Below are 25,238 nucleotides of genomic sequence, written 5' to 3'. Positions count from 1 at the left end.
ACATCATCGAGGGCCGTGGGCGTTCCGGGCAACGCCTGTGGACAACTCATTGCCCCTGGCAGCCATGTCGTATGGTCGAGTGGTGCCCGTCGGCGAGCCCGCGTCGGCGGCGCCGATGGGGAGGAGCCCACGTGACACAGCAGGTCCCGTCGACCGAGCCCGAGCTGGCCGGAGTGCGCAACTTCCGCGACGTGGGCGGACTGCCGACCGTGGACGGGCGGCGGGTGCGGCAGGGCGTGCTGTTCCGCAGCGGCCACCTGGCGCACGCGACCGGGGAGGACGCCGCCTTCCTGGCCACGCTGGGCCTGCACACGGTCTTCGACTTCCGCAACGCCGCCGACCAGAAGCTCGAAGGCCCGGACGTCGAGCTGCCGGGCGTGCGCAATGTGAACCTGCCGCTGAGCGACCCGGCCGACGGCGCCGAGTTCTGGAGGATGGTCCGCGACGGCGACCTGGACCAGCTGCGCTCGATCCTCGCGGACGGCAAGGGCGCGGACCGGATGATCGCCTCGTACCGCATGATCATCAAGGACCGTACCGCCGAGCACTCCCAGGTGCTGCACGCGCTCGCGCAGGACAGCGTCCCCGCGCTGATGCACTGTGCGGCGGGCAAGGACCGCGCGGGCCTGTCCATCGCGGTGACGCTGCTCGCCCTGGGCGTCGAGCGGGACGCGATCGTCGAGGACTACCTGAAGTCGAACGCCAAGCACCGCCGCTACAAGGTGCACCGCAGCAGCTCGCAGGCCTCGGCCTACTCCCCCGAGGTCATGGAGCTGCTCAGCCCGCTGTTCGACGCCCGCGCCGAGTACCTGACGGCCGCCTTCGACACCATCGAGGAGACCTGGGGCGGCGTCGACCCCTACCTGGAGCAGGGGCTGAAGCTCACCCCGCAGACGCGGGAGCGGTTGCGCGAGCGGCTCCTCGACTGAGCCGCCGGACGGCGGCTACTTGGCGCCCACCTCGAACAGCAGGTAGACGAACGCGGCGAAGACGTGCCCCAGGACGAGGTAGATGAACAGCCGCACCCACAGGGCCCGGGGAAACTTCTCCTCCATGTCGGTCATGACGCGTCTCCGGGGGTCGGGCCCAGGCACAGGGCGGCCGTGGGGCTCTGCAGCAGTGTGTGGACGAAGAGCAGGTCGACGCCCTCGTGGTCGTCGGCGGCGATGCGGTGCGGGGTGAGCGAGTCGAAGTGGGCGCTGTCGCCGGCCGCCAGCCGGTGCGTGGTGTCCCCGAGGCGCAGCCGCAGCCGGCCGCGCAGCACGTGGAGCCACTCCTCGCCGGGGTGGACGCGCACGATGTCGCCCTGGGAGCCGTACGGGACGTGGACCCGCAGGGCTTGCATGCCGCGGCCGGAGGCACCCGCCTGCCAGTAGGTCCAGCCGCCCGCCGCGGTGGGTTCCATGTCGGCCGCGCGCACCACGGCGTCCCGGCCGGCGACCGTCTCGCCGAGCAGCTCGGAGACGGTCGTACCGTAGACACGGGCGAGGGTGAGCAGCATCGGCAGCGAGGGCTGGCGCTGCCCGGTCTCCAGACGGGAGAGGTGGGCGGGCGACAGCCCGGCGGCGCGGGCCGCGGCCTCCAGGGTCAGGGAGGCCTGGCGCCGCAGGGCCCGCAGCTGCGGGGCGACCGCGGGCAGTGCCCCGGCCGGGTCGGCCGGCGAGCCGGCCCCGGCGGGCCGCTCGGTCTCGGAGGAGCTCATGCCTCCATTCAGCCGGAGCCTTGCCTCAGCGGCAAATTCTTTGCCTCACAGGCAAAGACAGGCGGACCGGGGCCTCACCGGTTGGCGACGGCCTGCTTGACGAGTGTCTTGCCGAAGTCCCACACCAGTCCGCCGTTGTGCGCGTCGTCCATCACGGCCGTGAACGCGTCGACGAACCGGTCCACCTCCCGCTCCCCGATGATCAGCGGTGGGATCAGCTTGATCACCTCCATGTGGTCGCCGGAGACCTGGGTGAGGATCCGGTGCCGCTGCAGCAGCGGCACCACCACCATCTGCGCGAACAGTCCCTTGCGCGCGGCCTGGAGCATCGTCCACCGGCTGCGCAGCTTCAGCGACTTCGGCCGGCCGAACTCGATGCCGATCATCAGACCACGCCCGCGGACGTCGGCGAGCATCTCGTACCGGTCCGTGAGCGCCGCCAGCCGCGACCTCAGCCGCTCCCCGGTGGCCCGGACGTTGGCGACGATCTGCTCGTTCTCCATCACCGAAAGCACCGCGAGGCCGGCCGCCATGGCCTGCGCGTTCGACCCGAAGCTCGCCGAGTGGACCAGCACCCGGTCCATGGACGAGTAGACCTTCTTGAAGATCCATTCCTTGCCGAGCGTGGCGCCCACCGGCACATAGCCGCCGGAGAGGGCCTTGGCCACGCACACCAGGTCGGGTTCCACCCCGTCCTCGTGCTGGTAGCCGTAGAAGTCGCCGGTGCGGCCGAGGCCGGTCTGCACCTCGTCCGCGATGAGCAGCGCCTTGTGCCGGTGGAGCAGCTCCTGGGCGGCGAGGAGGTAGCCGGGCGGTGCCTCCAGCACGCCCTTGCCCTGGATCGGTTCCACGATCAGGGCGGCCACGTCGCCCTTCCTCAGCTCCCTCTCCAGCGCGTCGAGGTCGCCGAGCGGCACGGCCGTGTCGGGCAGCAGCGGGGCGAAGCCGTCCCGGAAGGCGGACTCGCCGTTGACGGACAGGGAGCCGGTGGTCAGGCCGTGGAAGGCGTGCGCGCAGTACAGCACCCGGGGCCGTCCGGTCACGAACCGGGCGAACTTCAGGGCGCCCTCGACGGCCTCGGTGCCGCTGTTGCCGAAGAACACCCGGTCCAGGTGCGGACTGTGCGCGAGCAGCTTCTCGGCCAGCAGGCCGGGCAGCGGCTGACAGTCGAACCGGGTGAGGTCGGCCAGCTGCGCGTCCAGGACGTCGTGCAGCGCCTTGCGGATCACGGGGTGGTGGCGGCCGAGGCCCATCACCCCGAACCCGGCGAGCATGTCCAGGTAGTCGTGCCCGTCCGCGTCGTAGAAGTAGGCGCCCTCGGCGCGCTCGTAGACCTTGTCGAAGCCGATGGTGTGCAGCATGCGCGGGAGCTGGTGGTTGAGGTACCGGGCGTGCAGCTCGTAGCGCTCGGCTCCGCGCTCGGCCAGCAGTGTGCCGAGGTCGAACTCCCCGGCCTGCGACGACTCCGACGCGGACTCGGCGGTTGTCATTCCTGTGACTCCTTGGACAGCTCTTCCTTGACGGTCAGGCTCGCGCTGATCCGCCCGGCGACCTCGACGGGCGTCAGGCCGATGTCGGCGAGCACCTCCCCGCGCTTGGCGTGCGCGAGGAACTGCTCGGGGACGCCGAACCGCCGCACGGGCACGTCGACGTCGGCGTCCCCGAGGGCCAGCGCCACGGCCGAGCCGACCCCGGCGGCCCGGCTGTTGTCCTCGACGACGGCGACCATGCGGTGTTCGGCGGCGAGGCCCGGCAGGGCCGGGTCGACGGGCTTGACCCAGCGCGGGTCGACGACGGTGCAGCCGATGCCGCGGGCTTCGAGCAGGTCGGCGGCCTGGAGGCAGACGGGCGCCATCACGCCCACGGCCACCAGCAGCACCCGGGGGTCGGGGCCGCGGTGCAGCACGTCCAGTCCGCCCACGCGGTCGACGGCGGGGATCTCCGGACCCACCGACTCCTTCGGGAAGCGCACCAGGGTCGGCGCGTCGTCGACGGCGACCGCCTCGCGCAGCTGGGCGCGCAGCTGCTCCGCGTCGCGCGGGGCGGCGATGCGCAGCCCCGGGACGACCTGCAGCACGGACAGGTCCCACATGCCGTTGTGGGAGGCCCCGTCGACGCCCGTGATCCCGGCCCGGTCCAGCACGAAGGTCACCCCGCAGCGGTGCAGGGCCACGTCCATCAGGAGCTGGTCGAAGGCGCGGTTGAGGAAGGTGGCGTAGACGGCGACGACCGGGTGCAGGCCGCCCGTCGCCAGGCCCGCCGCGGAGACGGCCGCGTGCTGTTCGGCGATCCCGACGTCCCACACCCGGTCCGGGAACCGCTCGGCGAAGGCGCCGAGCCCCACCGGGTGCAGCATGGCGGCCGTTATCGCCACCACGTCCTCGCGCTCCTCGCCGATCCGGACGATCTCCTCACCGAACACGGAGGTCCAGGACGGTCCGCTCACGGGCGAGAGGGGCGCGCAGGTCAGCGGGTCCATCACGCCGACGGTGTGGAAGTGGTCCTCCTCGTGCGCGAGGGCGGGTCCGTAGCCGCGGCCCTTCTCGGTGAGGCAGTGCACGAGGACCGGCCCGTGGAAGCGCTTGGCGCGCCGCAGCGCGGACTCCACGGCCCCGATGTCGTGCCCGTCGATCGGGCCGACGTACTTCAGGCCCAGGTCCTCGAAGAGGCCCTGCGGGGCGAACGCGTCCTTGAAGCCCTTCTTGGCGCCGTGCAGGGCCTCGTAGAGGGTGCCGCCGATCAGGGGCGTGCCCTGGAGCACGTCCTTGCCCCAGGCCAGCACCCGCTCGTAGCCGTCGGTGGTGCGCAGCGTCGCGAGGTGGTTGGCGAGGCCGCCGATGGTCGGGGCGTAGGAGCGTTCGTTGTCGTTGACGACGATGATCAGCGGGCGGTTCTTGGCGGCCGCGATGTTGTTCAGGGCCTCCCAGGCCATGCCGCCGGTGAGGGCGCCGTCCCCGATGACGGCGACGACGTGTCCCTTCTCCCCCTGCACCCGGCGGGCCTTGGCCAGCCCGTCGGCCCAGCCGAGCGCCGTGGAGGCGTGGCTGTTCTCGATGACGTCGTGCTCGGACTCCTCGCGCGAGGGGTAGCCGGACAGGCCCCCCTTGCCGCGCAGCTTGGAGAAGTCCTGGCGTCCGGTCAGCAGTTTGTGGACGTAGGACTGGTGGCCGGTGTCCCACAGGATGCGGTCGGCCGGCGACTCGAAGACCCGGTGCAGGGCGACGGTCAGTTCGACCACGCCCAGGTTGGGTCCCAGGTGGCCGCCGGTCCTGGCGACCGCGTGGACCAGGAACTCCCTGATCTCGCCGGACAGTTCCCCCAGTTCGGCCTCGGACAGCGCCTTCAGGTCACGTGGTCCCCGGATGCTCTCCAGAATCGTCACGCTCGGGCCCCCTTCGGTTCCGTGCTGTGTTCAGCTCACGGTGACGGCCGGCTCCCCGGGCCCCACGCCGTCCTGCTCCATCCGCGCGGCGAGTTTCATCGCCTCGTCGATCAGCGTCTCGACGATCCTCGACTCGGGAACGGTCTTGACGACCTCGCCCTTGACGAAGATCTGCCCCTTGCCGTTGCCGGAGGCCACCCCGAGGTCGGCCTCCCGGGCCTCGCCGGGGCCGTTGACGACGCACCCCATGACGGCGACGCGCAACGGCACCTCCATGCCCTCCAGACCGGCCGTGACCTCCTCGGCCAGCTTGTACACGTCGACCTGGGCGCGTCCGCAGGAGGGACAGGAGACGATCTCCAGCCGGCGCTCCCGCAGCCCCAGCGACTGCAGGATCTGGATGCCGACCTTGACCTCATCGGCCGGCGGCGCCGACAGCGACACGCGGATCGTGTCGCCGATGCCCCGGGACAGCAGCGCCCCGAACGCCACCGCCGACTTGATCGTGCCCTGGAACGCCGGACCGGCCTCCGTCACGCCCAGGTGCAGCGGGTAGTCGCACTGCTCGGCGAGCTGCCGGTAGGCCTCGATCATGACGACCGGGTCGTTGTGCTTGACGGAGATCTTGATGTCGCGGAAGTCGTGCTCCTCGAACAGGGAGGCCTCCCACAGCGCGCTCTCCACGAGCGCCTCCGGGGTGGCCTTGCCGTACTTCTGCAGCAGCCTGCGGTCCAGCGAACCGGCGTTCACGCCGATCCGGATCGGCGTGCCGTGGTCGCGGGCCGCCTGGGCGATCTCCTTGACCCGGTCGTCGAACTGCTTGATGTTGCCGGGGTTGACGCGGACGGCCGCGCAGCCCGCCTCGATCGCGGCGAAGACGTACTTCGGCTGGAAGTGGATGTCCGCGATCACGGGGATCTGCGACTTGCGGGCGATGGTCGCCAGCGCGTCCGCGTCGTCCTGCGTGGGGCAGGCGACCCGGACGATCTGGCAGCCGGACGCGGTGAGCTCGGCGATCTGCTGCAGCGTGGCACCGACGTCCGAGGTGCGGGTGGTCGTCATGGACTGCACCGACACCGGGGCCCCGCCCCCGACCGGCACCGGACCGACCTGGATCCGCCGCGAGGCACGCCGCTGGGCGACCGGCCGGAGGGGCACCTCCGGGACGCCCAGCTCGATGGCGGTCATGACGTCACTCCCGGTTCCCGGAGACCGTCTCGCGCATCGCGCGCAGGGACTCCTTCAGCGATCCCATGGTGGCGAGCACGGCGGTCGGCTCGTAGCCGCAGTGCGCCATGCAGTTGGCGCAGCGCGGGTCCTTGCCCCGGCCGTACTTGTCCCAGTCGGTCTCCTCCACCAGCTCCCGGTACGTCGGCACGTACCCGTCGCTCATCAGGTAGCAGGGGCGCTGCCAGCCGAAGAGCGAGTAGTTCGGGATCGCCCACGCCGTGCACGGGAAGTCGACCTTGCCCTCCAGGAAGTCCAGGAAGAGCGGGGAGTGGTTGAGCCGCCAGCGCCGCCGGTTGCCGCCCGCGAAGGCCTTCTTGAACAGCTCGCGGGTCTGCTCCACGCCGAGGAAGTGCTCCTGGTCGGGAGCCTTCTCGTAGGCGTAGGCGGGCGAGATCATCATCTCGTCGACCTCGAGGTCGTCGTTGAGGAAGTTCAGCACCTCGATGATGGTCTGGGGGGTGTCGGTGTTGAAGAAGGTCGAGTTGGTGGTGACCCGGAAGCCGCGCCGCTTGGCCTCCTTGATCGCCTCCACCGCCTCGTCGAACACGCCCTCCTTGGCCACGGACTCGTCGTGCCGCTCGCGCAGCCCGTCGATGTGCACCGCGAAGGCGAAGTAGGGCGACGGCGTGAACTTGTCCATCTTCTTGCGCAGCAGCATGGCGTTGGTGCAGAGGAAGACGTATTTCCGCTTGGCGACGAGCTGGCGCACGATCTCGTCGATCTGCGGGTGCATCAGCGGCTCGCCGCCGGCGATGGACACCATCGGGGCACCGGACTCCAGGACGGCGCCCACGGCCTGGGCGACCGGCATCCGCTGCTTGAGCACCCCGGCCGGATGCTGGATCTTGCCGCAGCCCTCGCACTTGAGGTTGCAGGCGAACAGCGGTTCCAGCTCGACGATCAGGGGGAACTTGTCCCGCCGCCGGAGCTTCTGTTCAGCCAAGTACGTAGCGACCTTGATGGACTGTCGGAGCGGCATGGCCATCTGGCTCACCTCCTGGGGAGCAGCAAGGAACGGTGCCATTCGAAGAAAGCGGGAAGGACCGAACGAAGAACACGGAAAGCTGATATTCCACCGCGCACCGTGCCGATCCGGACGAGTTCATGTTCAGGAGCGTCCACGACCACCCGGACGGCCGCAACCGGGCGCTCGCCCGCGCGCACGGCGCCCAGGAGCGTGGCCGCCGACTCCATGTCGGCGGCGATCGCGCCGGTCGCGAGCAGATCGGCCCGCTCGGGCCCGCGCACGACGTGGTCGGAACCGGTCAGCGGCCCGGTGTGGACGGTCCGCCCGGGCACCGCGCGCCCCAGCTCCTCGACCAGCAGCCCGGTCCCGACGCAGGGGGTCGTGGAGCGCGGGTCGCGGGTCTCCTCGGCGACGACCAGGTCGCCGGGGTGCATGCCGGGCGCGAGGCCCGCGCAGAAGCCGGTGGCCAGCACGGCGGCGTCGCGCAGGGCGGGGTCGGCCAGCATCCGTGTGACGGCCCGCTCGGCCGCCGCCGGACCCATGCCCGTGCGCAGCACGGTGACCGGACCGCCGGCGCCGCCCCGCCCGCCCGCGCGCAGGGCGAACTGCTCGATGCCGAGCGCGCAGGCGATCAGCAGCGGGACCGGGGCGGGCTGCACGCTCATCAGCTCGCCTCGCGCCGGCCGGCGAAGGGCTCGCCGTGGACGTACCGGCCGAGCGCCGTCAGCGGGAACACCTGGCGGTAGAGGTGGTAGTTGATCGAGAAGTCCCAGGGGAAGCCGGTGCCGGTGAACCAGGGCTCGTCCCAGGAGCCGTCCTCCCGCTGCGTCGCGGCGAGCCACTCGACGCCCCGTTCGACGGCCTTGGAGTGCCGCTCGCCGGCCGCGAGCAACGCCATCAGTGCCCATGCGGTCTGGGAGGCGGTCGAGGCGCCCCGGCCGCTCCACTCGGCGGCGTACTTGTAGGAACGCAGGTCCTCGCCCCAGCCGCCGTCGTCGTTCTGGACGGACTCCAGCCAGGCCACCGCCCGCCGGATCGCCGGGTGCGCGGCGGGGATGCCGGCGGCGACCAGGGCGGGGACGACGGAGCCGGTGCCGTAGACGTAGTTGACGCCCCAGCGTCCGAACCACGAGCCGTCCGGCTCCTGTTCGGCCAGCAGCCACTCGATGCCGCGCCGGGTGCGCGGGTCGTGGGCGAGGCCCTCCACGGCGAGCATCTCGACGACGTGCGCGGTGACGTCCGCGGAGGGCGGGTCGATGACCTCGCCGAAGTCGCAGAACGGCAGCCGGTTGGGGAAGGGACTGGTGTTGTCGACGTCGAAGGCGGCCCACGCGCCGTTCCTCGACTGCATCCCGAGGGTCCAGCGCACGCCGCGCCCGACGGCCCGGTCGACCCGCTCCGGGTCGTGGTGGGCGATGCGGCGCAGCGCGAGGACGACCTCGGCGGTGTCGTCGATGTCGGGGTAGTTGTCGTTGTGGAACTCGAACGCCCAGCCGCCGGGCGGCAGTCCGGGCCGCCGTACGGACCAGTCACCGGGCCGGACGATCTCCTCGCCCAGCATCCAGTCGGCCGCCTGCACCAGCTGCGGGTGGTCGGCGGGCAGTCCGGCGTCGACGAGCGCGATCGCGGCCAGGCAGGTGTCCCAGACCGGTGACTGGCACGCCTCGATCATCCGGGCCCCGTCCTCGCGCCACACGGCGAACCGGTCGAGGGAGGCGAGCCCTTCCCGCATCACCGGGTGCTGGAGGTCGTAGCCGAGCAGGTGCAGGGCGATGATCGAGTACACGGCCGGGGGCTGGATGCCGCCCCAGCAGCCGTCGTTCTCCTGCCGCTCGATGATCCAGCGGGCGGCGCTGTCCATGGCCGCCTTGCGGAGCCTGCGCGGGGCGATCTTCCGTACGGCGTGCAGGACCTTGTCCATGCGCTGGAAGGCGCCGTCCCAACTCAGCGGCGGGGCCAGGGGCTTGGCCGGGTTCGGGTGGGCCGGGTCGGTGTGCAGCTCGTCCAGCGGGAAGGGCGCGGGGCGGACGGGGCGCCGGGCGGAGACGACCGTCAGCGGGACGATGGTCTGGCGGGCCCAGCAGCCGAAGTCGTAGATGTTGAGCGGCACCCACTTCGGGAAGAAGATGAGCTCCGGCGGGAGTTCGGGCAGGTCCTCCCACTTCCACCAGCCGAACAGGGCCAGCCAGATGCGGGTGAAGACCCGGGCGGCGGCGATGCCGCCCTGCGCGCGGATCCAGGCCGAGGCCCGCGCCATGTGCGGGGCCTCGGGCGCGTCCCCGGCCAGGCGCAGGGCGACGTAGGCCTCGATGGTGGTGGAGAGTTCGCCGGGGCCGCCGTGGAAGGTGGCCCAGGTGCCGTCCTCGCGCTGCTCGCCGCGGATGAAGAGCGCGGCGGCCTGCGTGGTCTTCTCGTCGCGGATGCCGAGGAACTGACGGAGCAGCAGGTCCTCGGCGTCCATCGTGACGTTGGTCTCGAGGTCGCCCTTCCACCAGCCCTGGGCGTCCTGGAGGGAGAGCAGGAAGTCGGTGGCGCGCCGGACGGCGCGGGCGGCGGTTTCGGATACCCCGGCCGCCCCGGGGGTCTCGGTGTCGCTGGCCGCGGCGGCGCGGGGCGGCAGAGTGGCCCCGGTGCTTCCGTCGGTCGTCGCTGTCATGGCTTCCCCTTCGTGCAGTGGTGCAAGGTGTGCAGCTGCTGTGGGTCCGCCGTCGGCCGGTGCTCCGTGCTGGCTCGCGGCACCGGCCGGCGACTACGCGAGGGTTATTCGGCCGATAGTGATCATCTCTTCCGTACGACGACGAAGTCCGCGAGCGCCGTGAACTGGTCCCGCACCCGGTCGGGCATGTCCACGGCGTCGAGGGCCTCGATGGCGATGGTGTGCTGACGGCGTGCCTCGTCGGCGGTCCACTCACGGCCGCCGGCCTCCTCGATGAGGGCGGCGCGGGCCGCGAACTCCTCCTCGGAGAAGGTCTCGAAGTCGCTGGCCTTGGCGTCGGCGGCGAGGATCTCGCCGAGCCGCTCCGAGGCGGGGCCGCCGGCCGCGAGCGCGGCGACGACCGGCAGGGACTTCTTGCGCTGGCGCAGGTCGCTCCAGGTCTGCTTGCCGGTGGAGACGGGGTCGCCCCAGATGCCGAGCAGGTCGTCGACGGCCTGGAAGGCGAGGCCCAGGTGGTAGCCGTACTTCTCCAGCGTGTCGGCGGTGCGGTCGTCGGCGCCGCCGAGGACGGCGCCGATGGAGCTGGCGCAGGCGAGCAGGGCGCCGGTCTTGTTGCCCTCCATCTCCAGGCACTCCTCGACGCTGACGCGGTCGCGGTGCTCATAGGAGATGTCCTGGGCCTGGCCGTCGATCAGGGCACGGCTGGCGGTGGTCAGGCGGCGGGTCGCGCGGCCGGCCTCGACGGTGCCCAGTTCCAGCAGCACCTCGTTGGCCAGGGCGAACAGGGCGTCTCCGACCAGGATGGCCTGGGCGGGGCCGTGCACCTTCCAGACCGTGTCGCGGTGGCGGCGCTGCTCGTCGCCGTCCATGAGGTCGTCGTGGAGAAGGGAGAAGTTGTGGACGAGCTCCACGGCGACGGCGCCGGGGACGCCGGTCTCGGGGGCGGCGGACACGACCTCGGCGGACAGGACGGCGAGGGCGGGGCGCACGGCCTTGCCGCCGTCGCCCTCGGCGGGCCTGCCCTGGGCGTCGATCCAGCCGAAGTGGTAGGCGGCAACCGTGTCCATGGGAGGGGCCAGGCGGTCGACGGCCGCCCGCAGTACCGGAGTGGCCAGGGTCCGGCCGCGCTCCAGCAGCGCGGTCACGTCCACCGCCTCGGCAGTCCTCGAGGCCGGGGGCACAGTGGGCACAGTCTCTCCTCTTGTTGCGGTACCGGGGGTGCGGGGGCCGCCCGCCGCGCCGGCCCGGGCGGGCATCACGCCGCCTCCTCGAACTCGAAGAGGTGACGGGGGCGGGGCCGGCCCAGGGCGCCCAGCACGGCGTCCGCCGCGCTCACACCACTGCGGACCGCACTCTCCATGGTCGCGGGCCACCCGGTGGCGGTCCACGCTCCGGCCAGGTAGAGGCCGGTTGCCTTGGTGCGGGCGCCGGGCCTGAGGCGCCCGACGCCGGGGGCGGGAGCGAACGTCGCGGTGCGCTCCCGGGTGACGAAGAAGTCCTTCACCTCGGCGCCCCGGGTCAGCGGCAGCAGCCGCTCCAGCTCGGGCAGGTAGCGCTCGCGCAGGACGGCGACGGGCGTGTCGATCTCGTCCTGGGCCGCGGACTGGGACAGGGCCAGGTACTGCCCCGAGCGCAGACCGGACGCCTCGGTCCGGTCGAACACCCACTGGATCGGCGTGCCGAGGGCGGTGAGGAAGGGACGGGCGAGGACCTTGCGGTCGTACACGACGTGGACGTTGAGGATCGGGGCGGTGCCGATCTCCAGGAGCCGCTCGGGCGCGTCCAGGGTGCCCGGGGGCAGCAGGTCGTGCGCCTCGCGCTGCGGCACGGCGAGCACGACGGCGTCGGCGTCGAGCGTCTCGCCGGGAACCTCGACGCTCCAGCTGCCGTTCCCGTTCCGGGAGACGGAGGTGACGCGCGTGCGGAGCTCGGTGCGCGCGCCCGCGGAGTCGAGTGCCTTGCGGGCCAGCCGGTCGTGCAGGTCGCCCAGGGGGACGCGCGCCCAGCCGATGTCGGCCGCGCCCGGGTCGGACAGCAGACCGGTCTTGAACACCATGGCGGCGAGCCCCAGGGAGGCCTCGGAGGCGACCGCGTTGAGGGTGGCGACCCCGACCAGGTCCCACAGGGCCTCGACGGCGCGCGCGGACTGGCCGTGCGCGGCCAGCCAGCTGCCGAAGTCCTGGGTGTCCAGCGCCGGGTCGGCGAGGTCGAGTCCCTTGAGCGCGAGCGCTGCCCGGCCCACCCTGGCCCGGTCGGCGAGCGACAGGTGCGGATAGGCGGCGAGGCTGCGGCCCAGGTGCAGGGGCACGGGCAGCGCGTCGCGCCGCAGCCGGCCGAGCCGCCGCCCCGCGGGCCGCGCGAGGTCCACGACGGGGACGTCGAGCCGGTCCTGCAGCGGGGCCAGCTCCGCGCCCTCGACGCGGTCGAGGAACCAGCGGTAGGCGGTGCAGCAGCGCAGGTACACGTGCTGGCCGTTGTCGACGGTGAGGTCACCGCGCCGGAAGGAGAAGGCCAGGCCGCCGAGCCGGGGCCGGCCCTCCAGCAGGGTGACGCGCACGCCGGCGTCGGCGAGCGCGAGCGCGGTGGTCACTCCGGCGATCCCGCCGCCCACCACGACGGTGTGCCGCCGGTCCGCGGCCGGTCCGCGGGACCGTGTGCCGTGGGTCATCACGCACCCTCCCCTGCACGGCGGCCGCGCTGCCCGGAGCGGGCAGCGCGGGCCGTCTCCGTCAGGGACGCGGGCCCCGGCCGGAGGGTTGCCCACCGCTTTCCGCCGAGGGTGGCTCCTTCGTCCGTCACGCGCGCCTCCTGACGGCCCGTCGGGTCACGTGCCGGGCGTCCAGGCCGGACAGACCACGCACGGCGACGTACGCCTTCTCCCGGCCGGGCAGCGAGACCCGGCCGCGCAGCACGGCCTCGGGGTCGCGTTCGATGCGGTCGAGGAGGCGGCGGTAGATGCCGGCCATGGCGGCGACGCAGGCGCCGCTGCGCCGGTCGAGCATCGGCAGCAGCCGGTAGCCCTCGGCGAAAAGAGCGCGGGCCCGTCGCACTTCGAAGTGCACGAGGCCCGCGAAGTCGGAGCCCTCGGGTGGCCTCGGCTCGCTGAAGCCGGCCGAGCAGCCGAATTTGGCGAGGTCGTCGGCGGGCAGGTAGGTCCGCCCGCCCACGGCGTCCTCGCGGACGTCCCGGAGGATGTTGGTGAGCTGGAGCGCGAGACCGAGCGTGTCGGCATACTCAGGCGCGCGGTCGACGCCGCGCGCCCCCGGTTCCGTGCCGAAGACGCCGAGCGAGAGCCGCCCGATGGCGCCCGCCACACAGCGGCAGTAGACCTTCAGGTCGTCCCAGGTCTCGTACGTCTCGCCGCGGACGTCCATCAGGACGCCGTCGATGAGCTCGTCCAGGCCGCCCAGCGGGATCGGGAACTGCCCGGCCGCGTGGGTGAGGGCGACCGCGACCGGGTCCGTGTCGTCCTCGTCGACGCCGCCCTCGCGGATCCGGGTCAGCAGCGCCCGGGTCTCCTCCAGGCGGGCGACCTTGACGTCGTCGGCGAGCGCGCCGTCACCGATGTCGTCGACCCGCCGCGAGAACGCGTACAGCGCCGACATCGCCCGGCGCTGAGCCGTCGGCAGCAACCGGATGCCGTAGGCGAAATTACGGGCCTGCCGCCCGGTGACGGCCTCGCAGTAGCTGTAGGCGGCGAGTACCGGTGGGGATGCGTGTGGTTCCGACTCCACGGTCCGGATCACCCCTCTCCTCGCAGGGTCACGCCCACCTCACGCAGCAACCGGACCTTGCCGGGCTTGGGCGGGCCGGGAAGTACGTCGTAGTCGGCGGCGGCGATCGCGTGCAGAGCCGCCCTTCCTCCCGCCACGAATCCCGCGAGCAGCAGCTTCAGCCTGCCGTGGACGCTACCCACCAGGGGGGCGCCTTCATTCAGGAGATTCCGGGCTCTTTGCGCTTCGTGTGCGATCAGCGCACGGACCGGCGCTCCGGCGGTCTTCGCGGCGAGATCCGCCTCCTCGACGTGAAAACGCTTCATGTCGGCGGCGGGCAGGTACACGCGGTCGCGGCCGAGGTCCTCGGCCACGTCCTGGAGGTGCTCGACGATCTGCAGGGCGGTGCAGATCAGGTCGGAGCGGCGGATCCGCTCGGGTGTCGAGGTGCCGGTGACGGCGAGGACCAGACGGCCCACCGGGTTGGCGGAGAGCTCGCAGTAGGCGAGCAGGTCGTCGTAGGTCTCGTAGCGGCCGACCAGCTGGTCCTGGCGGTTGGCGGCGATCAGCCCGAGGAACGGCTCGGGGGTCAGGACGCACCGGCGCACGGTCGGCTGGAGGCGGCGCAGCAGCGGGTGCCGCGGCGTGCCGTCGAAGACCCGGCGCAGGTCGGCCTCGAAGGCGTCGAGCAGGACGAGCCGGTCACCGGCCTCCTGCGGGGAGACCCCGAGGAGCCGGGCGTCGGCGCCGCCGGGGGCGAGGTCGCCGTCGCCGATGTCGTCGACGAGGCGGGCGAAGCCGTAGACGGCCATGAGGTCGGTCCGCCAGGCCCGGGGCAGGAAGAACGGGGCCACCGGGAAGTTCTCGCCCGCGGCCTTGTCGAGGGTGCCGCGCTCCGGGTCGAGGGCGCGCGCCGTGCCGGTTCCCGTCACCGCCGGCTGCCCGGTGCGGGGACGGCACGTGCTGCGAGGAGCTGGGGAGTTTCCGTAGCCATCGCCGTCACATCTCCCGTTCTACACTGCCGACCCAATACACACTATTTCGGACACGCCGCCCGGCCGCCCGCACGGCTGCCCGACGAGCGGTGTCGCGCATTATGGCCCTGATTGCCGTGTTTCGGGACCGGTCCAGCTTACGTTGTACAACGCATCGAGGTTCGCCAGGGTGTCCCGCACCTCACGAGAACACACCGATCGCCCCCAAGCTTCCTGGAAAGGGCCGGAGTTGACGTTTCCTTTGCAGACGCGGGGCCCCGCCGGAACAGTTCCGCCGGGGCCCTGGCCGAGCCGGGCTACTTGCCGGTGAACTTCTCGTACTCCTTGAGCACCTCGTCGGTCGGGCCGTCCATGCGCAGCTCGCCGCGCTCCAGCCACAGGACGCGGTTGCAGGTGTCGCGGATGGACTTGTTGTTGTGGCTGACCAGGAAGACCGTGCCGGCTTCCTTGCGCAGCTCCCGGATGCGGTCCTCGGAACGCTTCTGGAACTTGCGGTCGCCGGTGGCGAGGGCCTCGTCGATCATCAGGACGTCGTGGTCCTTGGCCGCGGCGATGGAGAACCGGAGCCGGGCCGCCATGCCGGAGGAGTAGGTGCGCATGGGCAGGGTGATGAAGTCGCCCTTCTCGTTGATCCCGGAGAAGTCGACGATGTCCTGGTAGCGCTCCTTGATCTCCTCGCGGGACATGCCCATGGCGAGCCCGCCCAATATGACGTTGCGCTCGCCGGTGAGGTCGTTCATCAGGGCCGCGTTGACGCCGAGCAGCGAGGGCTGGCCGTCGGTGTAGACCTTGCCCCGCTCGGCGGGCAGCAGGCCCGCGATGGCACGCAGCAGGGTCGACTTGCCGGAGCCGTTGGAGCCGATCAGGCCGATGGCCTCACCCCGGTAGGCCACGAAGGAGACCCCGCGCACGGCGTGCACCTTGCGCACTCCGCGGGCCGTGTCGTCGGAGCCCCGCTTGAGGATGCGGCTGAGGGCTGCGGTGGCACTGCCCTTGCCCGTCTTGGCGCCGTTGACGCGGTAGACGATGTGCAGGTCGTCCGCGATGACCGTGGGGATCCGCGCGTCGTCGTTCCGCTCGGCGTGCTGCTCAGCCACGGCCGTACCTCTCCTCCGCCTTCCAGAAGTACACGAAGCCGCCGACGGCGAACAGCACGGCCCAGCCGCCCGCGACCGCCCAGACGTGGTCGGGCAGGTACTGCGAGCCGTAGTCGTCGATCAGGGCGAAGCGCATCAGGTCCATGTAGATCGCGGCCGGGTTCCACTGCAGGACGTTGGCGATCCAGGCCGGCTTGTCCTGGAGGAAGATCGGGATGGAGAACATCACGCCGGACGCATACATCCAGGTCCGCATCACGAACGGCATCAGCTGCGCGAGGTCGGGGGTCTTGGCGCCCGCCCGGGCCATGATCAGCGCGAGGCCGGTGTTGAAGCAGAACTGCAGGACGAGCACCGGCACGATCAGCGCCCAGGACAGGTCCGGGTAGTGGCCGAAGCCGATCGCCACGGCGAACAGCACGATCATCGAGAACAGCAGTTGCTGGAGCTGCTGCAGCGCGAACGAGACGGGCAGCGAGGCGCGCGGGAAGTGCAGGGCGCGGACCAGGCCGAGGTTGCCGGAGATCGCGCGCACGCCCGCCATCACCGAGCTCTGCGTGAAGGTGAACACGAACACGCCCGTGACCAGGAAGGGGATGTACACGTCACGGGACATGCCCCGGTCGGCCTCCAGGAGCAGACCGAAGATGAAGAAGTACACGGCCGCGTTGAGCAGCGGCGTGGCCACCTGCCACAGCTGGCCGAGCTTGGCCTGGCTGTACTGGGCGGTCAGCTTCGCCTGAGAGAAGGCGAGGATGAAGTGCCGCCGTCCCCAGAGCTGACGGACGTACTCGATGAGGGACGGCCGGGCGCCGCTCACGCTCAGCCCGTGCTTTTCGGCGAGCTCCCTCGCCGAGAGGCCCTCGTCGGGCGCCGCGGGCGCGCTCACCGCGACCGGGGCGTCGTGCGTTGTCTCACTCACTAGTGGAAACTTTCGTCTTCGAGATGCGCGGCCTGTGCGGGCCTGGCATGAGCCGGGGGCCAGGGTACGGCCCCTCCGGTACTCCCGGATTCTCGCGGTACGAGCTTGTCAGATGACGGGGGGCCGGCCCAGTCGGGTCAGCCGCCACACCGTACGCCACTTCATGGGCCTGCGGGGGCCGCAGGAGGTGGCCCAGCCCTCGCGGAATCCGCCGAACCAGGCCCGCAGCGCGCGGCGGGAAGGGCGGCGCAGGAGGGTGAGCAGCAGCCATACGCCGAGGTAGACGGGGACCAGGGGCGCGGGGAGGTTGCGGCGGGCCAGCCAGACGCGGTTGCGGGCGACCATGCGGTGGTAGACCGCGTGCCTCGAGGGGGCGGTGGTCGGGTGATGGAGCACCATGTCGGACCGGTAGTCGATCATCCAGCCGGCGTCGAGGGCCCGCCAGGCGAGGTCGGTCTCCTCGTGGGCGTAGAAGAACGCGTCGGGCAGGGGGCCGACGTCGGCGAAGACGCGGGTGCGGACGGCGTTGGCGCCGCCCAGGAAGGTGGTGACCCGGGAGGAGCGCATCGGGTCGGCGGCGCGCAGCCGGGGGACGTGGCGGCGCTGGGTGACGCCGGTCTCCGGGTCGGCTATGCGGAAGCTGATGATGCCGAGCTTCGGGTCGGCCTCGAACGCCTCGCGGCACAGCTCGGCGGTGTCGTGGCTCGCGAGGAGCCCGTCGTCGTCGAGGAAGAGCAGCACGTCGACGTCCCGGCCGGACGGGCCGAAGGCCTCGATGCCGACGTTGCGGCCGCCGGGGATGCCGAGGTTCTCGGGAAGTTCGATGGTGCGGACACCCTCGGGGACGTCCGGGACGGGCGAGCCGTTGCCGACGACGACCACCTCGACCGGGTCGCCGTCCTGCTTGGCGACCGAGTCGAGGAGGGCGCGCAGCTCGTCGGGCCGGTTGCCCATGGTGATGATGACCGCGCCGACCTTCATGCCGCTCACTTCAGCCTGCTCGAAGCGAGGATGGAGACGAGGTGCAGCAGTGTCTGCACCAGGGCGATGCCGGCCAGCACGGCCACGCCGAGCCGGGAGAAGAACAGGTCGCCGCGGGCCTGGTCGACGATGGCCAGGACCAGGATCAGCAGGGAGGCCTCGATGCCGAGGATGAGGCGGTGGAACTTCAGGAAGGCGGCGGCCCTGCGGGCCAGTGCCATGCCGGAGGAGCGCATCTCGGCCGCGGCCTCCTGGACCGGCGGCTTGCCGGCCTGGTGGCGGGCGACGCCGACGAGGTCGGTCTCGGCCTTGATCAGGATGGCGCCGAGGGCGGCCAGGGTGCCGAGGAAGGCCCACAGCCAGTCGATGCGGCCGGTGCCCCACAGGTCGGCGGCGCGCAGGCCGAAGCCGGTGAGCACCGCGGCGTCGGTGAGGTAGGCGCCGACGCGGTCCAGATAGACGCCGTTGAGCGAGTACTGCTTCTTCCAGCGCGCGATCTCGCCGTCGACGCAGTCCAGCAGCAGGTACATCTGGACGCACACCACGCCGAGCACGGCGCCCGGGATCCCCGGCACGAGCAGTGCCGGGGCCGCGAGCACACCGAAGACGGTCATCAGGTACGTGAGCTGGTTGGGCGTGACCCTGGTGTTGACCAGATAGCGGTCGACCCGCAGGGACACCTCGCGCATGTAGAGGCGTCCCATCCAGTGCTCACCGCTGCGCCGGTCCTTCACCCCTGCGGGGTGAACGACGGGGCGTAGTTCAGCTACCGATGGCCTTGACATAGTCGGTGTAGGTGTCCTTGATCTGTTCGGGGTTCAGGTCGAGGTGTTCGAGGATGGTGTAGCGGCCGGGCCGGGTCTCGGGGGCGAACTCGACGGCCTTGACGAACTCGTCCGTCGTGAAGCCGATCTCGTCCGGCAGCACGGGCAGACCGTGGCGGCGCAGCACCTCGGCCATGTACGCCGACTCCTCGTGCGCTCCGCGCAGCCACATCGCGAAGGCCGCGCCGAGACCGCACTGCTCGCCGTGGGCGGCGGCCCGCTTCGGGTAGAGCAGGTCGAAGGCGTGGTTGATCTCGTGGCACGCCCCGGAGGACGGCCGCGAGTCGCCCGACACCGACATGGCGATGCCGCTGAGGACGAGCGCCTCGGCGAGCACCTGGAGGAAGTCGTTGTCCCCGATGCCGCCCGGGTGCCGCAGCACGGCCTCGCCGGCCTGGCGGGCCATGGCCGCGGCCAGGCCGTCGATCCGCTCGCCCTTGACGCGGTTGGCCAGCTCCCAGTCGGCGATCGCCGAGATGTTGGAGACGGCGTCGCCGATGCCGGCGCGGACGAAGCGGACCGGGGCCTCACGGATGACGTCCAGGTCGATGACGACCGCGATCGGGTTGGGCACGCCGTAGGAGCCGCGGCCCGCGTCGTTGTCGAGGGTGGCGACCGGCGAGCACAGGCCGTCGTGCGCGAGGTTCGTCGGCACGGCGACCAGGGGGAGGCCGACGCGTGCCGCGGCGAACTTGGCGCAGTCGATGATCTTTCCTCCGCCGAGGCCGACGACCGCGTCGTAGTGGCCGGCCTTTATGTCGCTCGCCAGCCGGACCGCGTCGTCGAGGGTGCCGCCGCCGACCTCGTACCAGGTGGCGCCGGGCATGCCGGGCGAGATGCGCTCGCGCAGCTTCGCGCCGGAGCCGCCGCTGACGGCGACGGCGAGGCGGCCGGAGTGGGAGATGCGCTCGTCGGCGAGGACGCACGCCAGGTCGTCGAGGGCACCCGGGCGGATGTCCACGACGAGCGGCGAGGGGATCAGCCGGGTCAGTACTGGCATGCGATCTCCCGTCCCCGGGCGAGATCGTCGTGGTTGTCGATCTCCACCCAGTCGACGTCGCCGATGGGCGCCACGTCGATCCGGAAGCCGCGGTCGACCAGCTCCTGGTAGCCGTGCTCGTAGAACTGCTGCGGGTCGGTCTCCCACACGGTCTTGAGCGCGTCGGCCAGTTCGGGGGCCGCGTCGCCCTCGATGAGGGTGACGCCGATGTACTCGCCGGTCGCCTCGGCGGGGTCCATCAGCTTGGTGATCTTCGTCATGCCCTTGGCGGGGTCGACGACGACCTTCATCTCCTCGTCGGCCAGGTCCTTGACCGTGTCCAGGGCGAGGATGATGCGACGGCCCTCACCACGCGCGGCGAGCAGCGTCTTCTCGACGGAGACCGGGTGGACGGTGTCGCCGTTGGCGAGGATCACGCCGTCCTTGAGGGCGTCACGGCCGCACCACAGGGAGTAGGCGTTGTTCCACTCCTCGGCCTTGTCGTTGTCGATGAGGGTGAGCTTGAGGCCGTACTTCGCCTCCAGCGCCTCCTTGCGCGCGTAGACGGCCTCCTTGCGGTAGCCGACGATGATCGCGGCTTCGGTGAGGCCGACCTCGGCGAAGTTGGCGAGGGTCAGGTCGAGAACCGTGGGTTCGCCCTCTATGCCCGCAGGACCCACCGGCACCAGCGCCTTGGGAAGGCTGTCGGTGTAGGGGCGCAGACGCCGTCCGGCGCCGGCCGCCAGCACGAGGCCGATCATGCGGGTTCTCCTTCATCGTGTACGGCGGGTGCGCCGCCCCGGTGGGCGGCGACCCAGAAGCGGATGCTCTCGACGAGCACCACCAGGGCCACGGCCACGGCGAGGGCCGTGAGCGCGACCGTGAACTGCGAGGCGGTGAGCAGCGCGGCGAGGACGGTGACGAGCAGCGTCCGTCCCTCGTGCCCCCCGATGGAACGCACCAGCCAGGCGGGGGGCGCCCCGGCGTCGCCGCGGATGCGGTACACCGTGTCGTAGTGATGGTAGGCGACCGCGGCCACCAGCCCGAAAGCCGCAGGAAGGGCTCCGTTCACGTCCGCTTTCGCCGCCAGGACGAGGACGGTGCCGTACTCGGCGGCGCGCAGGAACGGCGGGACGAGCCAGTCGAGGGCGCCCTTGAGCGGGCGGGCGACGGCCAGCCCCGAGGTCAGGACGTAGGCGAGCGCGGCGACGACCGGCCAGGGGCCACCGAAGCCGGTCAGCGCGGACGTGAGGACGACGGCGAGACCGCCGAGGAGGGCAAGGGCGGGTGCCGTGAAGCCCGGCAGGGCGCGGGCGGGCTTCCTGAGCGCCTCGGCGCAGCCCTGGGCGAGGGGCCCGCTGTCCGCCAGGTCGGCCAGCGCCCGGGCGGCCCGGTCGGTGCGCCGCGCCTTGCGGGTCAGGGAGCGCAGCACCCGGCCCGCCGTGGTGTACGTCGCGGCGAAGGCGCAGCCGATGAGCAGCGCGTAGAAGGTGATGCGGGGCGTGGCGACGGCCGTGAGGATCGCGATCATCGCCCAGCGCTCGCCGATGGGCAGGACGATCATGCGCCGGACCCAGACCGTCCAGCCGACGCTGTCGAGCTTGTCGGAGAGGGCGGCGGTGGGGCTGGTGTTGGCGGTGGCGTCGTGGTTGGCCTCGTTGAAGGAGAAGTCCACGACGTGCCGGCAGGTCTGCAGGACCATGGCGCCCAGGGCCAGGGCCCAGACGTCGTCGCCGCCGCGTGCCGCGCCGAGGGCGAGGCCGGCGTAGTAGGCGTACTCCTTGGCCCGGTCGAAGGTGGCGTCGAGCCAGGCGCCGAGCGTGGAGTACTGCAGGGAGTAGCGGGCGAGCTGCCCGTCGGTGCAGTCCAGCACGAAGGACGCGATCAGCAGGACGCCGGCCGCGACGAAACCGCCGCGGGTGCCCGTGGCCGCGCAGGCCGCCGCTATGAGGGCGGTGAGCAGCGAGGCGGTGGTGACCTGGTTCGGGGTGAGGCCCCGGCGGGCGCACCAGCGGGCGATGTAGCGGGAGTACGGGCTGATGCAGAAGGTGGTGAAGAAGCCGTCGCGGGCCTTGACGGCGGACTTCAGGCGCACGGCCTCGTCGTCGACGTCCGCGACGGCCTGGCGTGCCTCGTTGCGGGCCTGCGGGTCGTCGGGGACGGCCGCCACCAGGGTGCCCAGCTCGGGGCGGTGCACGTCGGTGCCGTCGGCGTCCAGGGCGGTGAGGATGCGGTCGGCGAGGCTGACGGCCAGGGTGGTGCCGCCGCCGGCGGAGTTCTCGCGGGCCATGGCACGGGTGAGGGCCTGCCTGCCGGCCGGCCGGGCGGTGACCGCGCCGGGGATCGCGGCGAGCGGGAAGCGCGGGTCGGTGAGGCCGAGGCGCAGCGCGTGCACGTGCCCCACGAACCGGGCGTCTACCAGGGCGACCCGCTCGTCGCCGGGCACCTCGGCGAGGACGGTCTCGGCCTCGGCGGCGTCGGCCGCGACCCGGATGTCGAAGCCGAGGGACCGCAGGTCGGCCTCGATCGACGATCCGGGGACCGGCTGACCGGTGAGGATGGCGGTCGACAACCGAATTCACTCCCTGGTCCCGAGCGCGTGCGCGCCGGTGCTGTGCATGATGGGGCGCCTGCGCCGGTGGCTCCCGGGGCGGCTGTCGGCAGAGGCTATCGGATGCCGGGAAGGGCGTGTTCACCACCCGTTCGGCGGATGGATCGACGCAGTTCGCCCGAGCCCTTGCCGCGATCATCATCGTGGATCCGGGGGCCGCCCCACAAACCGCGCCCGCCGTACCGGACATCGGGGACATTGCACCGCCCGCGTCGGGGGCGGCATAGGGTGGTCGACCATGACTTGGCTGATCACCGGCGGGGCCGGCTACATCGGGGCCCACGTGGCCAGGGCCATGACGGAGGCCGGGGAGCGCGTCGTCGCCCTGGACGACCTCTCGGCCGGGGTGCCCGCGCGGCTGCCGTCCGGCGTGCCGCTCGTGCGGGGCTCCTCGCTGGACGGGGCGCTGCTGAAGCGGGTGTGCGCGGAGCACGGTGTGACGGGTGTGGTGCATCTCGCGGCGCGCAAGCAGGTCGCGGAGTCCGTCGCGCAGCCGACCCGGTACTACCGGGAGAACGTGGGCGGCCTGGCGACGCTGCTGGACGCGGTGGCCGAGGCGGGGATCGACCGGTTTGTGTTCTCGTCCTCGGCGGCGGTGTACGGCGACCCGGGGGTGGACCTCATCACGGAGGACACGCCCTGCGCCCCGGTGAACCCGTACGGCGAGACCAAGCTCGCCGGGGAGTGGCTGGTGCGGGCGGCGGGCCGCGCGCACGGGATCTCCACCGTGTGCCTGCGCTATTTCAACGTGGCGGGGGCGGCCGCGCCCGAGCTGGCGGACACGGGGGTGTTCAACATCGTCCCGATGGTCTTCGACCGGCTGACCCGAGACGAGGCGCCCCGGATCTTCGGCGACGACTATCCGACCCCGGACGGCACCTGTGTCCGTGACTACATCCACGTCGCCGACCTGGCGGAGGCGCATCTGGCGGCGGCCCGGCGGCTCGCCGGGGGCGGGGCCGGGGGCGATCTGACGGTCAACATCGGTCGCGGGGAGGGCGTCTCGGTGCGCGAGCTGATCACGGTCATCGGTGAGGTCAGCGGCGACCGGCGGCCCCCGGTCGTGGAGCCCCGGCGGCCCGGGGACGCGCCGCGGGCGGTCGCGTCCGCCGCGCGGGCGGTCGCGGAACTGGGCTGGACCGCCCGGCGCGGGGTGCGCGAGATGGCCGAGTCGGCCTGGCGCGGCTGGCTGCTGCACCACGGGGCCTGACGCTCGGGGCGGCCCTGACCTGCATACCGTTTGCGCAGGTCAGGGCACATGACAACGGTGTTCAGTGCCGCGTTGCACATACCCCCTCCCCGTAGTTCACTGGGGTGCCCGGGCAGGATGAGGCGAACGCGGGAGGGTGGCTTTTCATGGGGGCTGGGCACGATCACGGGCACGCGCACGGTGGGCCGGGTGGTACGGCGACCTCGGCGTACCGGGGCCGGCTGCGGGTCGCGCTGGGGATCACGCTCGGCATCGTGGCGGTCCAGATCGTCGGTGGGATCCTCGCCGACTCGCTGGCGCTCGTCGCCGACTCGGCGCACATGGCGACGGACGCACTGGGCCTGGCCATGGCGCTGCTCGCGATCCACTTCGCGAACCGCCCGCCCAGCGAACGGGCCACCTTCGGCTACGCGCGCGCCGAGATCCTGGCCGCCCTGGCCAACTGCCTGCTGCTGCTCGGGGCCGGCGGGTACGTGGTGTACGAGTCGGTGCAGCGCTTCCTCACCCCCGCGCAGACCGAGGGCCGGCTGGCGCTGCTGTTCGGTGTGATCGGCCTGGTCGCGAACCTGGTGTCGCTGGCGCTGCTGATGCGGGGCCAGAAGGAGAGCCTGAACGTGCGGGGCGCGTTCCTGGAGGTGGCGGCGGACGCCCTGGGGTCGGTCACGGTCATCGTCTCCGCCGTGGTGATCATGCTCACGGGCTGGCAGGCGGCCGACCCGATCGCCTCGCTCGTGATCGCGCTGATGATCGTGCCGCGGACCCTGAAGCTGCTGCGCGAGACCCTCGACGTGCTGCTGGAGGCGGCTCCGAAGGGCGTCGACATGGCGCAGGTGCGGGCGCACATCCTCGCCACGGACGGGGTGGAGGACGTCCACGACCTGCACGCGTGGACGATCACCTCGGGCATGCCGGTGCTCTCCGCCCACGTGGTCGTCAGCTCGGAGGCGCTGAGCGCCATAGGCCACGAGAAGATGCTGCACGAGCTGCAGAACTGCCTCGGTGACCACTTCGACGTGGAGCACTGCACCTTCCAGCTGGAGCCGGGCGGGCACGCGGAGCACGAGGCGCACCTCTGTCATTGAGGGGACGGGTGGGGCGCGTGGCGACCGGTGTGCGCCGGGGTGCACAGCCCTCCGGCGCGCGCCCGCGCCCAGGCTCTCAGCGCGTCCGCGGGGACGATTTTCGGCCCATCGGTCCGGGCACGATCCCTTACCTGGGTCCCTGTCCCGGCGTCCCAGCGGCGCCACCCGCGCTCCCCGCGCCGCCGCGCGGGACATGCGGGCGGCAGCGAAGTGCCGGGAGTGCCGGATTCGTACGGCAGACTTGGGGCGCGAAGACCGATGTGAAGGATGGGTATGCCGATCACACCTGCCACCGCGACGCACAGCCCGTCGAACGGCACCGCAGAGGCGATTTTGCTGGAACTGGTCGACGAGGACGGCGTGACGATCGGCACCGCGGAGAAGCTCGCCGCCCACCAGCCGCCCGGACAGCTGCACCGCGCGTTCTCGGTGTTCCTCTTCGACGAGTACGGCCGGCTGCTGCTCCAGCAGCGCGCGCTGGGCAAGTACCACTCCCCCGGTGTGTGGTCCAACACCTGCTGCGGCCACCCCTACCCGGGTGAGGCGCCCTTCGCGGCCGCGGCGCGGCGTACGTTCGAGGAGCTCGGCGCCTCCCCGTCCCTGCTGGCCGAGGCGGGCACGGTCCGCTACAACCACCCGGACCCGGAGTCGGGGCTGGTGGAGCAGGAGTACAACCACCTCTTCGTCGGCATGGTGCAGGCCGTGCTGCGGCCGGACCCGCAGGAGGTGGCGTCGACGGCGTTCGTGACGCCGCCGGAGCTCGCGGAGCGGCATGCCAAGGACACGTTCTCGTCCTGGTTCATGACGGTCCTGGACGCCGCCCGGCCGGCGATCAGGGAGCTGACGGGCACGTCGGCCGGCTGGTGAGGCGCGGGCCCGCCGGGCCC

The 25,238-nt window shown here is 72.1% G+C and carries 24 protein-coding genes; 4 read left to right on the top strand and 20 right to left on the bottom strand.

What is annotated here, in order from left to right:
• Window positions 1-131 precede the first annotated feature (131 nt).
• On the top strand, window positions 132-929 hold the full coding sequence (locus tag ACIGAQ_RS04215) for a tyrosine-protein phosphatase (RefSeq protein WP_311687108.1): 798 nt from the start codon (window positions 132-134) through the stop codon (window positions 927-929).
• A 15-nt stretch (window positions 930-944) separates the two neighbouring features.
• On the opposite strand, the gene ACIGAQ_RS04210 is transcribed toward ACIGAQ_RS04215, so the two are convergent.
• The 20 genes from ACIGAQ_RS04210 to ACIGAQ_RS04115 all read right to left on the bottom strand — a co-directional run bounded on the left by ACIGAQ_RS04210 (window position 945) and on the right by ACIGAQ_RS04115 (window position 22,020).
• Window positions 945-1,064, bottom strand: coding sequence for a DUF6126 family protein (locus ACIGAQ_RS04210; protein WP_094055240.1), 120 nt, complete (start codon window positions 1,062-1,064; stop codon window positions 945-947).
• A complete protein-coding gene (locus ACIGAQ_RS04205; protein WP_399779003.1) occupies window positions 1,061-1,702 on the bottom strand; it encodes a helix-turn-helix domain-containing protein in 642 nt (213 codons plus the stop codon). Before ACIGAQ_RS04205 ends, ACIGAQ_RS04210 begins: the two co-directional genes overlap by 4 nt.
• 74 nt (window positions 1,703-1,776) lie before the next feature.
• Entirely contained in the window at window positions 1,777-3,192 is a 1,416-nt protein-coding gene (locus tag ACIGAQ_RS04200) for an aspartate aminotransferase family protein (protein WP_362282882.1), read from the bottom strand.
• Entirely contained in the window at window positions 3,189-5,084 is a 1,896-nt protein-coding gene (gene dxs, locus ACIGAQ_RS04195) for a 1-deoxy-D-xylulose-5-phosphate synthase (protein ID WP_399779001.1), read from the bottom strand. The genes ACIGAQ_RS04200 and dxs overlap by 4 nt, the downstream gene beginning before the upstream one ends.
• Window positions 5,085-5,114: 30 nt before the next feature.
• Window positions 5,115-6,272: a flavodoxin-dependent (E)-4-hydroxy-3-methylbut-2-enyl-diphosphate synthase gene (gene ispG, locus ACIGAQ_RS04190; RefSeq protein ID WP_399778999.1), complete on the bottom strand. Its 1,158-nt coding sequence runs from the start codon at window positions 6,270-6,272 to the stop codon at window positions 5,115-5,117.
• A 4-nt stretch (window positions 6,273-6,276) separates the two neighbouring features.
• Entirely contained in the window at window positions 6,277-7,299 is a 1,023-nt protein-coding gene (gene hpnH, locus ACIGAQ_RS04185; RefSeq protein WP_362282891.1) for an adenosyl-hopene transferase HpnH, read from the bottom strand.
• Window positions 7,300-7,304: 5 nt separating this feature from the next.
• Complete coding sequence (locus tag ACIGAQ_RS04180) at window positions 7,305-7,946, bottom strand: 1-hydroxy-2-methyl-2-butenyl 4-diphosphate reductase (RefSeq protein ID WP_311687120.1); 642 nt, start codon at window positions 7,944-7,946, stop codon at window positions 7,305-7,307.
• A complete protein-coding gene (gene shc, locus ACIGAQ_RS04175; protein WP_399778996.1) occupies window positions 7,946-9,937 on the bottom strand; it encodes a squalene--hopene cyclase in 1,992 nt (663 codons plus the stop codon). The genes ACIGAQ_RS04180 and shc overlap by 1 nt, the downstream gene beginning before the upstream one ends.
• A gap of 122 nt (window positions 9,938-10,059) precedes the next feature.
• Entirely contained in the window at window positions 10,060-11,193 is a 1,134-nt protein-coding gene (locus ACIGAQ_RS04170; protein ID WP_311687124.1) for a polyprenyl synthetase family protein, read from the bottom strand.
• Entirely contained in the window at window positions 11,193-12,605 is a 1,413-nt protein-coding gene (gene hpnE / locus ACIGAQ_RS04165) for a hydroxysqualene dehydroxylase HpnE (RefSeq protein WP_399778994.1), read from the bottom strand. Before hpnE ends, ACIGAQ_RS04170 begins: the two co-directional genes overlap by 1 nt.
• Window positions 12,605-12,736 carry a DUF6380 family protein gene (locus tag ACIGAQ_RS04160; RefSeq protein ID WP_399778992.1) on the bottom strand — a complete coding sequence of 44 codons (132 nt, stop codon included), beginning with the start codon at window positions 12,734-12,736 and terminating at the stop codon, window positions 12,605-12,607. Before ACIGAQ_RS04160 ends, hpnE begins: the two co-directional genes overlap by 1 nt.
• On the bottom strand, window positions 12,733-13,683 hold the full coding sequence (hpnD, locus tag ACIGAQ_RS04155; protein WP_311687128.1) for a presqualene diphosphate synthase HpnD: 951 nt from the start codon (window positions 13,681-13,683) through the stop codon (window positions 12,733-12,735). The genes ACIGAQ_RS04160 and hpnD overlap by 4 nt, the downstream gene beginning before the upstream one ends.
• Window positions 13,680-14,582 (bottom strand): squalene synthase HpnC, encoded by a 903-nt coding sequence (gene hpnC, locus ACIGAQ_RS04150; protein ID WP_399778990.1) that lies wholly within the window; start codon window positions 14,580-14,582, stop codon window positions 13,680-13,682. Before hpnC ends, hpnD begins: the two co-directional genes overlap by 4 nt.
• Window positions 14,583-14,941: 359 nt before the next feature.
• Window positions 14,942-15,742: an ABC transporter ATP-binding protein gene (locus tag ACIGAQ_RS04145; RefSeq protein ID WP_362282907.1), complete on the bottom strand. Its 801-nt coding sequence runs from the start codon at window positions 15,740-15,742 to the stop codon at window positions 14,942-14,944.
• Window positions 15,735-16,664, bottom strand: a complete 930-nt coding sequence (locus ACIGAQ_RS04140) for an ABC transporter permease (protein ID WP_399778988.1) — start codon at window positions 16,662-16,664, stop codon at window positions 15,735-15,737. The genes ACIGAQ_RS04145 and ACIGAQ_RS04140 overlap by 8 nt, the downstream gene beginning before the upstream one ends.
• Before the next feature lie 108 nt (window positions 16,665-16,772).
• Window positions 16,773-17,645 (bottom strand): glycosyltransferase, encoded by an 873-nt coding sequence (locus tag ACIGAQ_RS04135; RefSeq protein WP_311687136.1) that lies wholly within the window; start codon window positions 17,643-17,645, stop codon window positions 16,773-16,775.
• Between the two features lie 5 nt (window positions 17,646-17,650).
• Window positions 17,651-18,430, bottom strand: coding sequence for a CDP-alcohol phosphatidyltransferase family protein (locus ACIGAQ_RS04130; RefSeq protein WP_311687138.1), 780 nt, complete (start codon window positions 18,428-18,430; stop codon window positions 17,651-17,653).
• Window positions 18,408-19,469 carry an iron-containing alcohol dehydrogenase family protein gene (locus tag ACIGAQ_RS04125; protein WP_311687140.1) on the bottom strand — a complete coding sequence of 354 codons (1,062 nt, stop codon included), beginning with the start codon at window positions 19,467-19,469 and terminating at the stop codon, window positions 18,408-18,410. The genes ACIGAQ_RS04130 and ACIGAQ_RS04125 overlap by 23 nt, the downstream gene beginning before the upstream one ends.
• Complete coding sequence (locus ACIGAQ_RS04120) at window positions 19,457-20,209, bottom strand: phosphocholine cytidylyltransferase family protein (protein WP_311687142.1); 753 nt, start codon at window positions 20,207-20,209, stop codon at window positions 19,457-19,459. The genes ACIGAQ_RS04125 and ACIGAQ_RS04120 overlap by 13 nt, the downstream gene beginning before the upstream one ends.
• Window positions 20,206-22,020 (bottom strand): DUF5941 domain-containing protein, encoded by a 1,815-nt coding sequence (locus ACIGAQ_RS04115; protein WP_399778985.1) that lies wholly within the window; start codon window positions 22,018-22,020, stop codon window positions 20,206-20,208. Before ACIGAQ_RS04115 ends, ACIGAQ_RS04120 begins: the two co-directional genes overlap by 4 nt.
• A 277-nt stretch (window positions 22,021-22,297) precedes the next feature.
• Between ACIGAQ_RS04115 and galE the strand changes: the two genes are divergently transcribed.
• The 3 genes from galE to idi all read left to right on the top strand — a co-directional run bounded on the left by galE (window position 22,298) and on the right by idi (window position 25,218).
• On the top strand, window positions 22,298-23,269 hold the full coding sequence (gene galE / locus ACIGAQ_RS04110) for a UDP-glucose 4-epimerase GalE (protein WP_399778983.1): 972 nt from the start codon (window positions 22,298-22,300) through the stop codon (window positions 23,267-23,269).
• A 146-nt stretch (window positions 23,270-23,415) separates the two neighbouring features.
• The gene (locus tag ACIGAQ_RS04105; RefSeq protein ID WP_311687148.1) at window positions 23,416-24,351 is read left to right on the top strand and encodes a cation diffusion facilitator family transporter; all 936 of its coding nucleotides are present in this window, start codon (window positions 23,416-23,418) and stop codon (window positions 24,349-24,351) included.
• Between the two features lie 273 nt (window positions 24,352-24,624).
• Window positions 24,625-25,218: an isopentenyl-diphosphate Delta-isomerase gene (gene idi / locus ACIGAQ_RS04100; RefSeq protein WP_311687150.1), complete on the top strand. Its 594-nt coding sequence runs from the start codon at window positions 24,625-24,627 to the stop codon at window positions 25,216-25,218.
• Window positions 25,219-25,238 lie beyond the last annotated feature (20 nt).

This window comes from Streptomyces sp. NPDC085932, assembly GCF_044540525.1.
GTDB lineage: Bacteria > Actinomycetota > Actinomycetes > Streptomycetales > Streptomycetaceae > Streptomyces > Streptomyces levis.
Note: the sequence above shows the minus strand (reverse complement) of the source record. Positions and strands in the feature narration are given on the sequence as shown.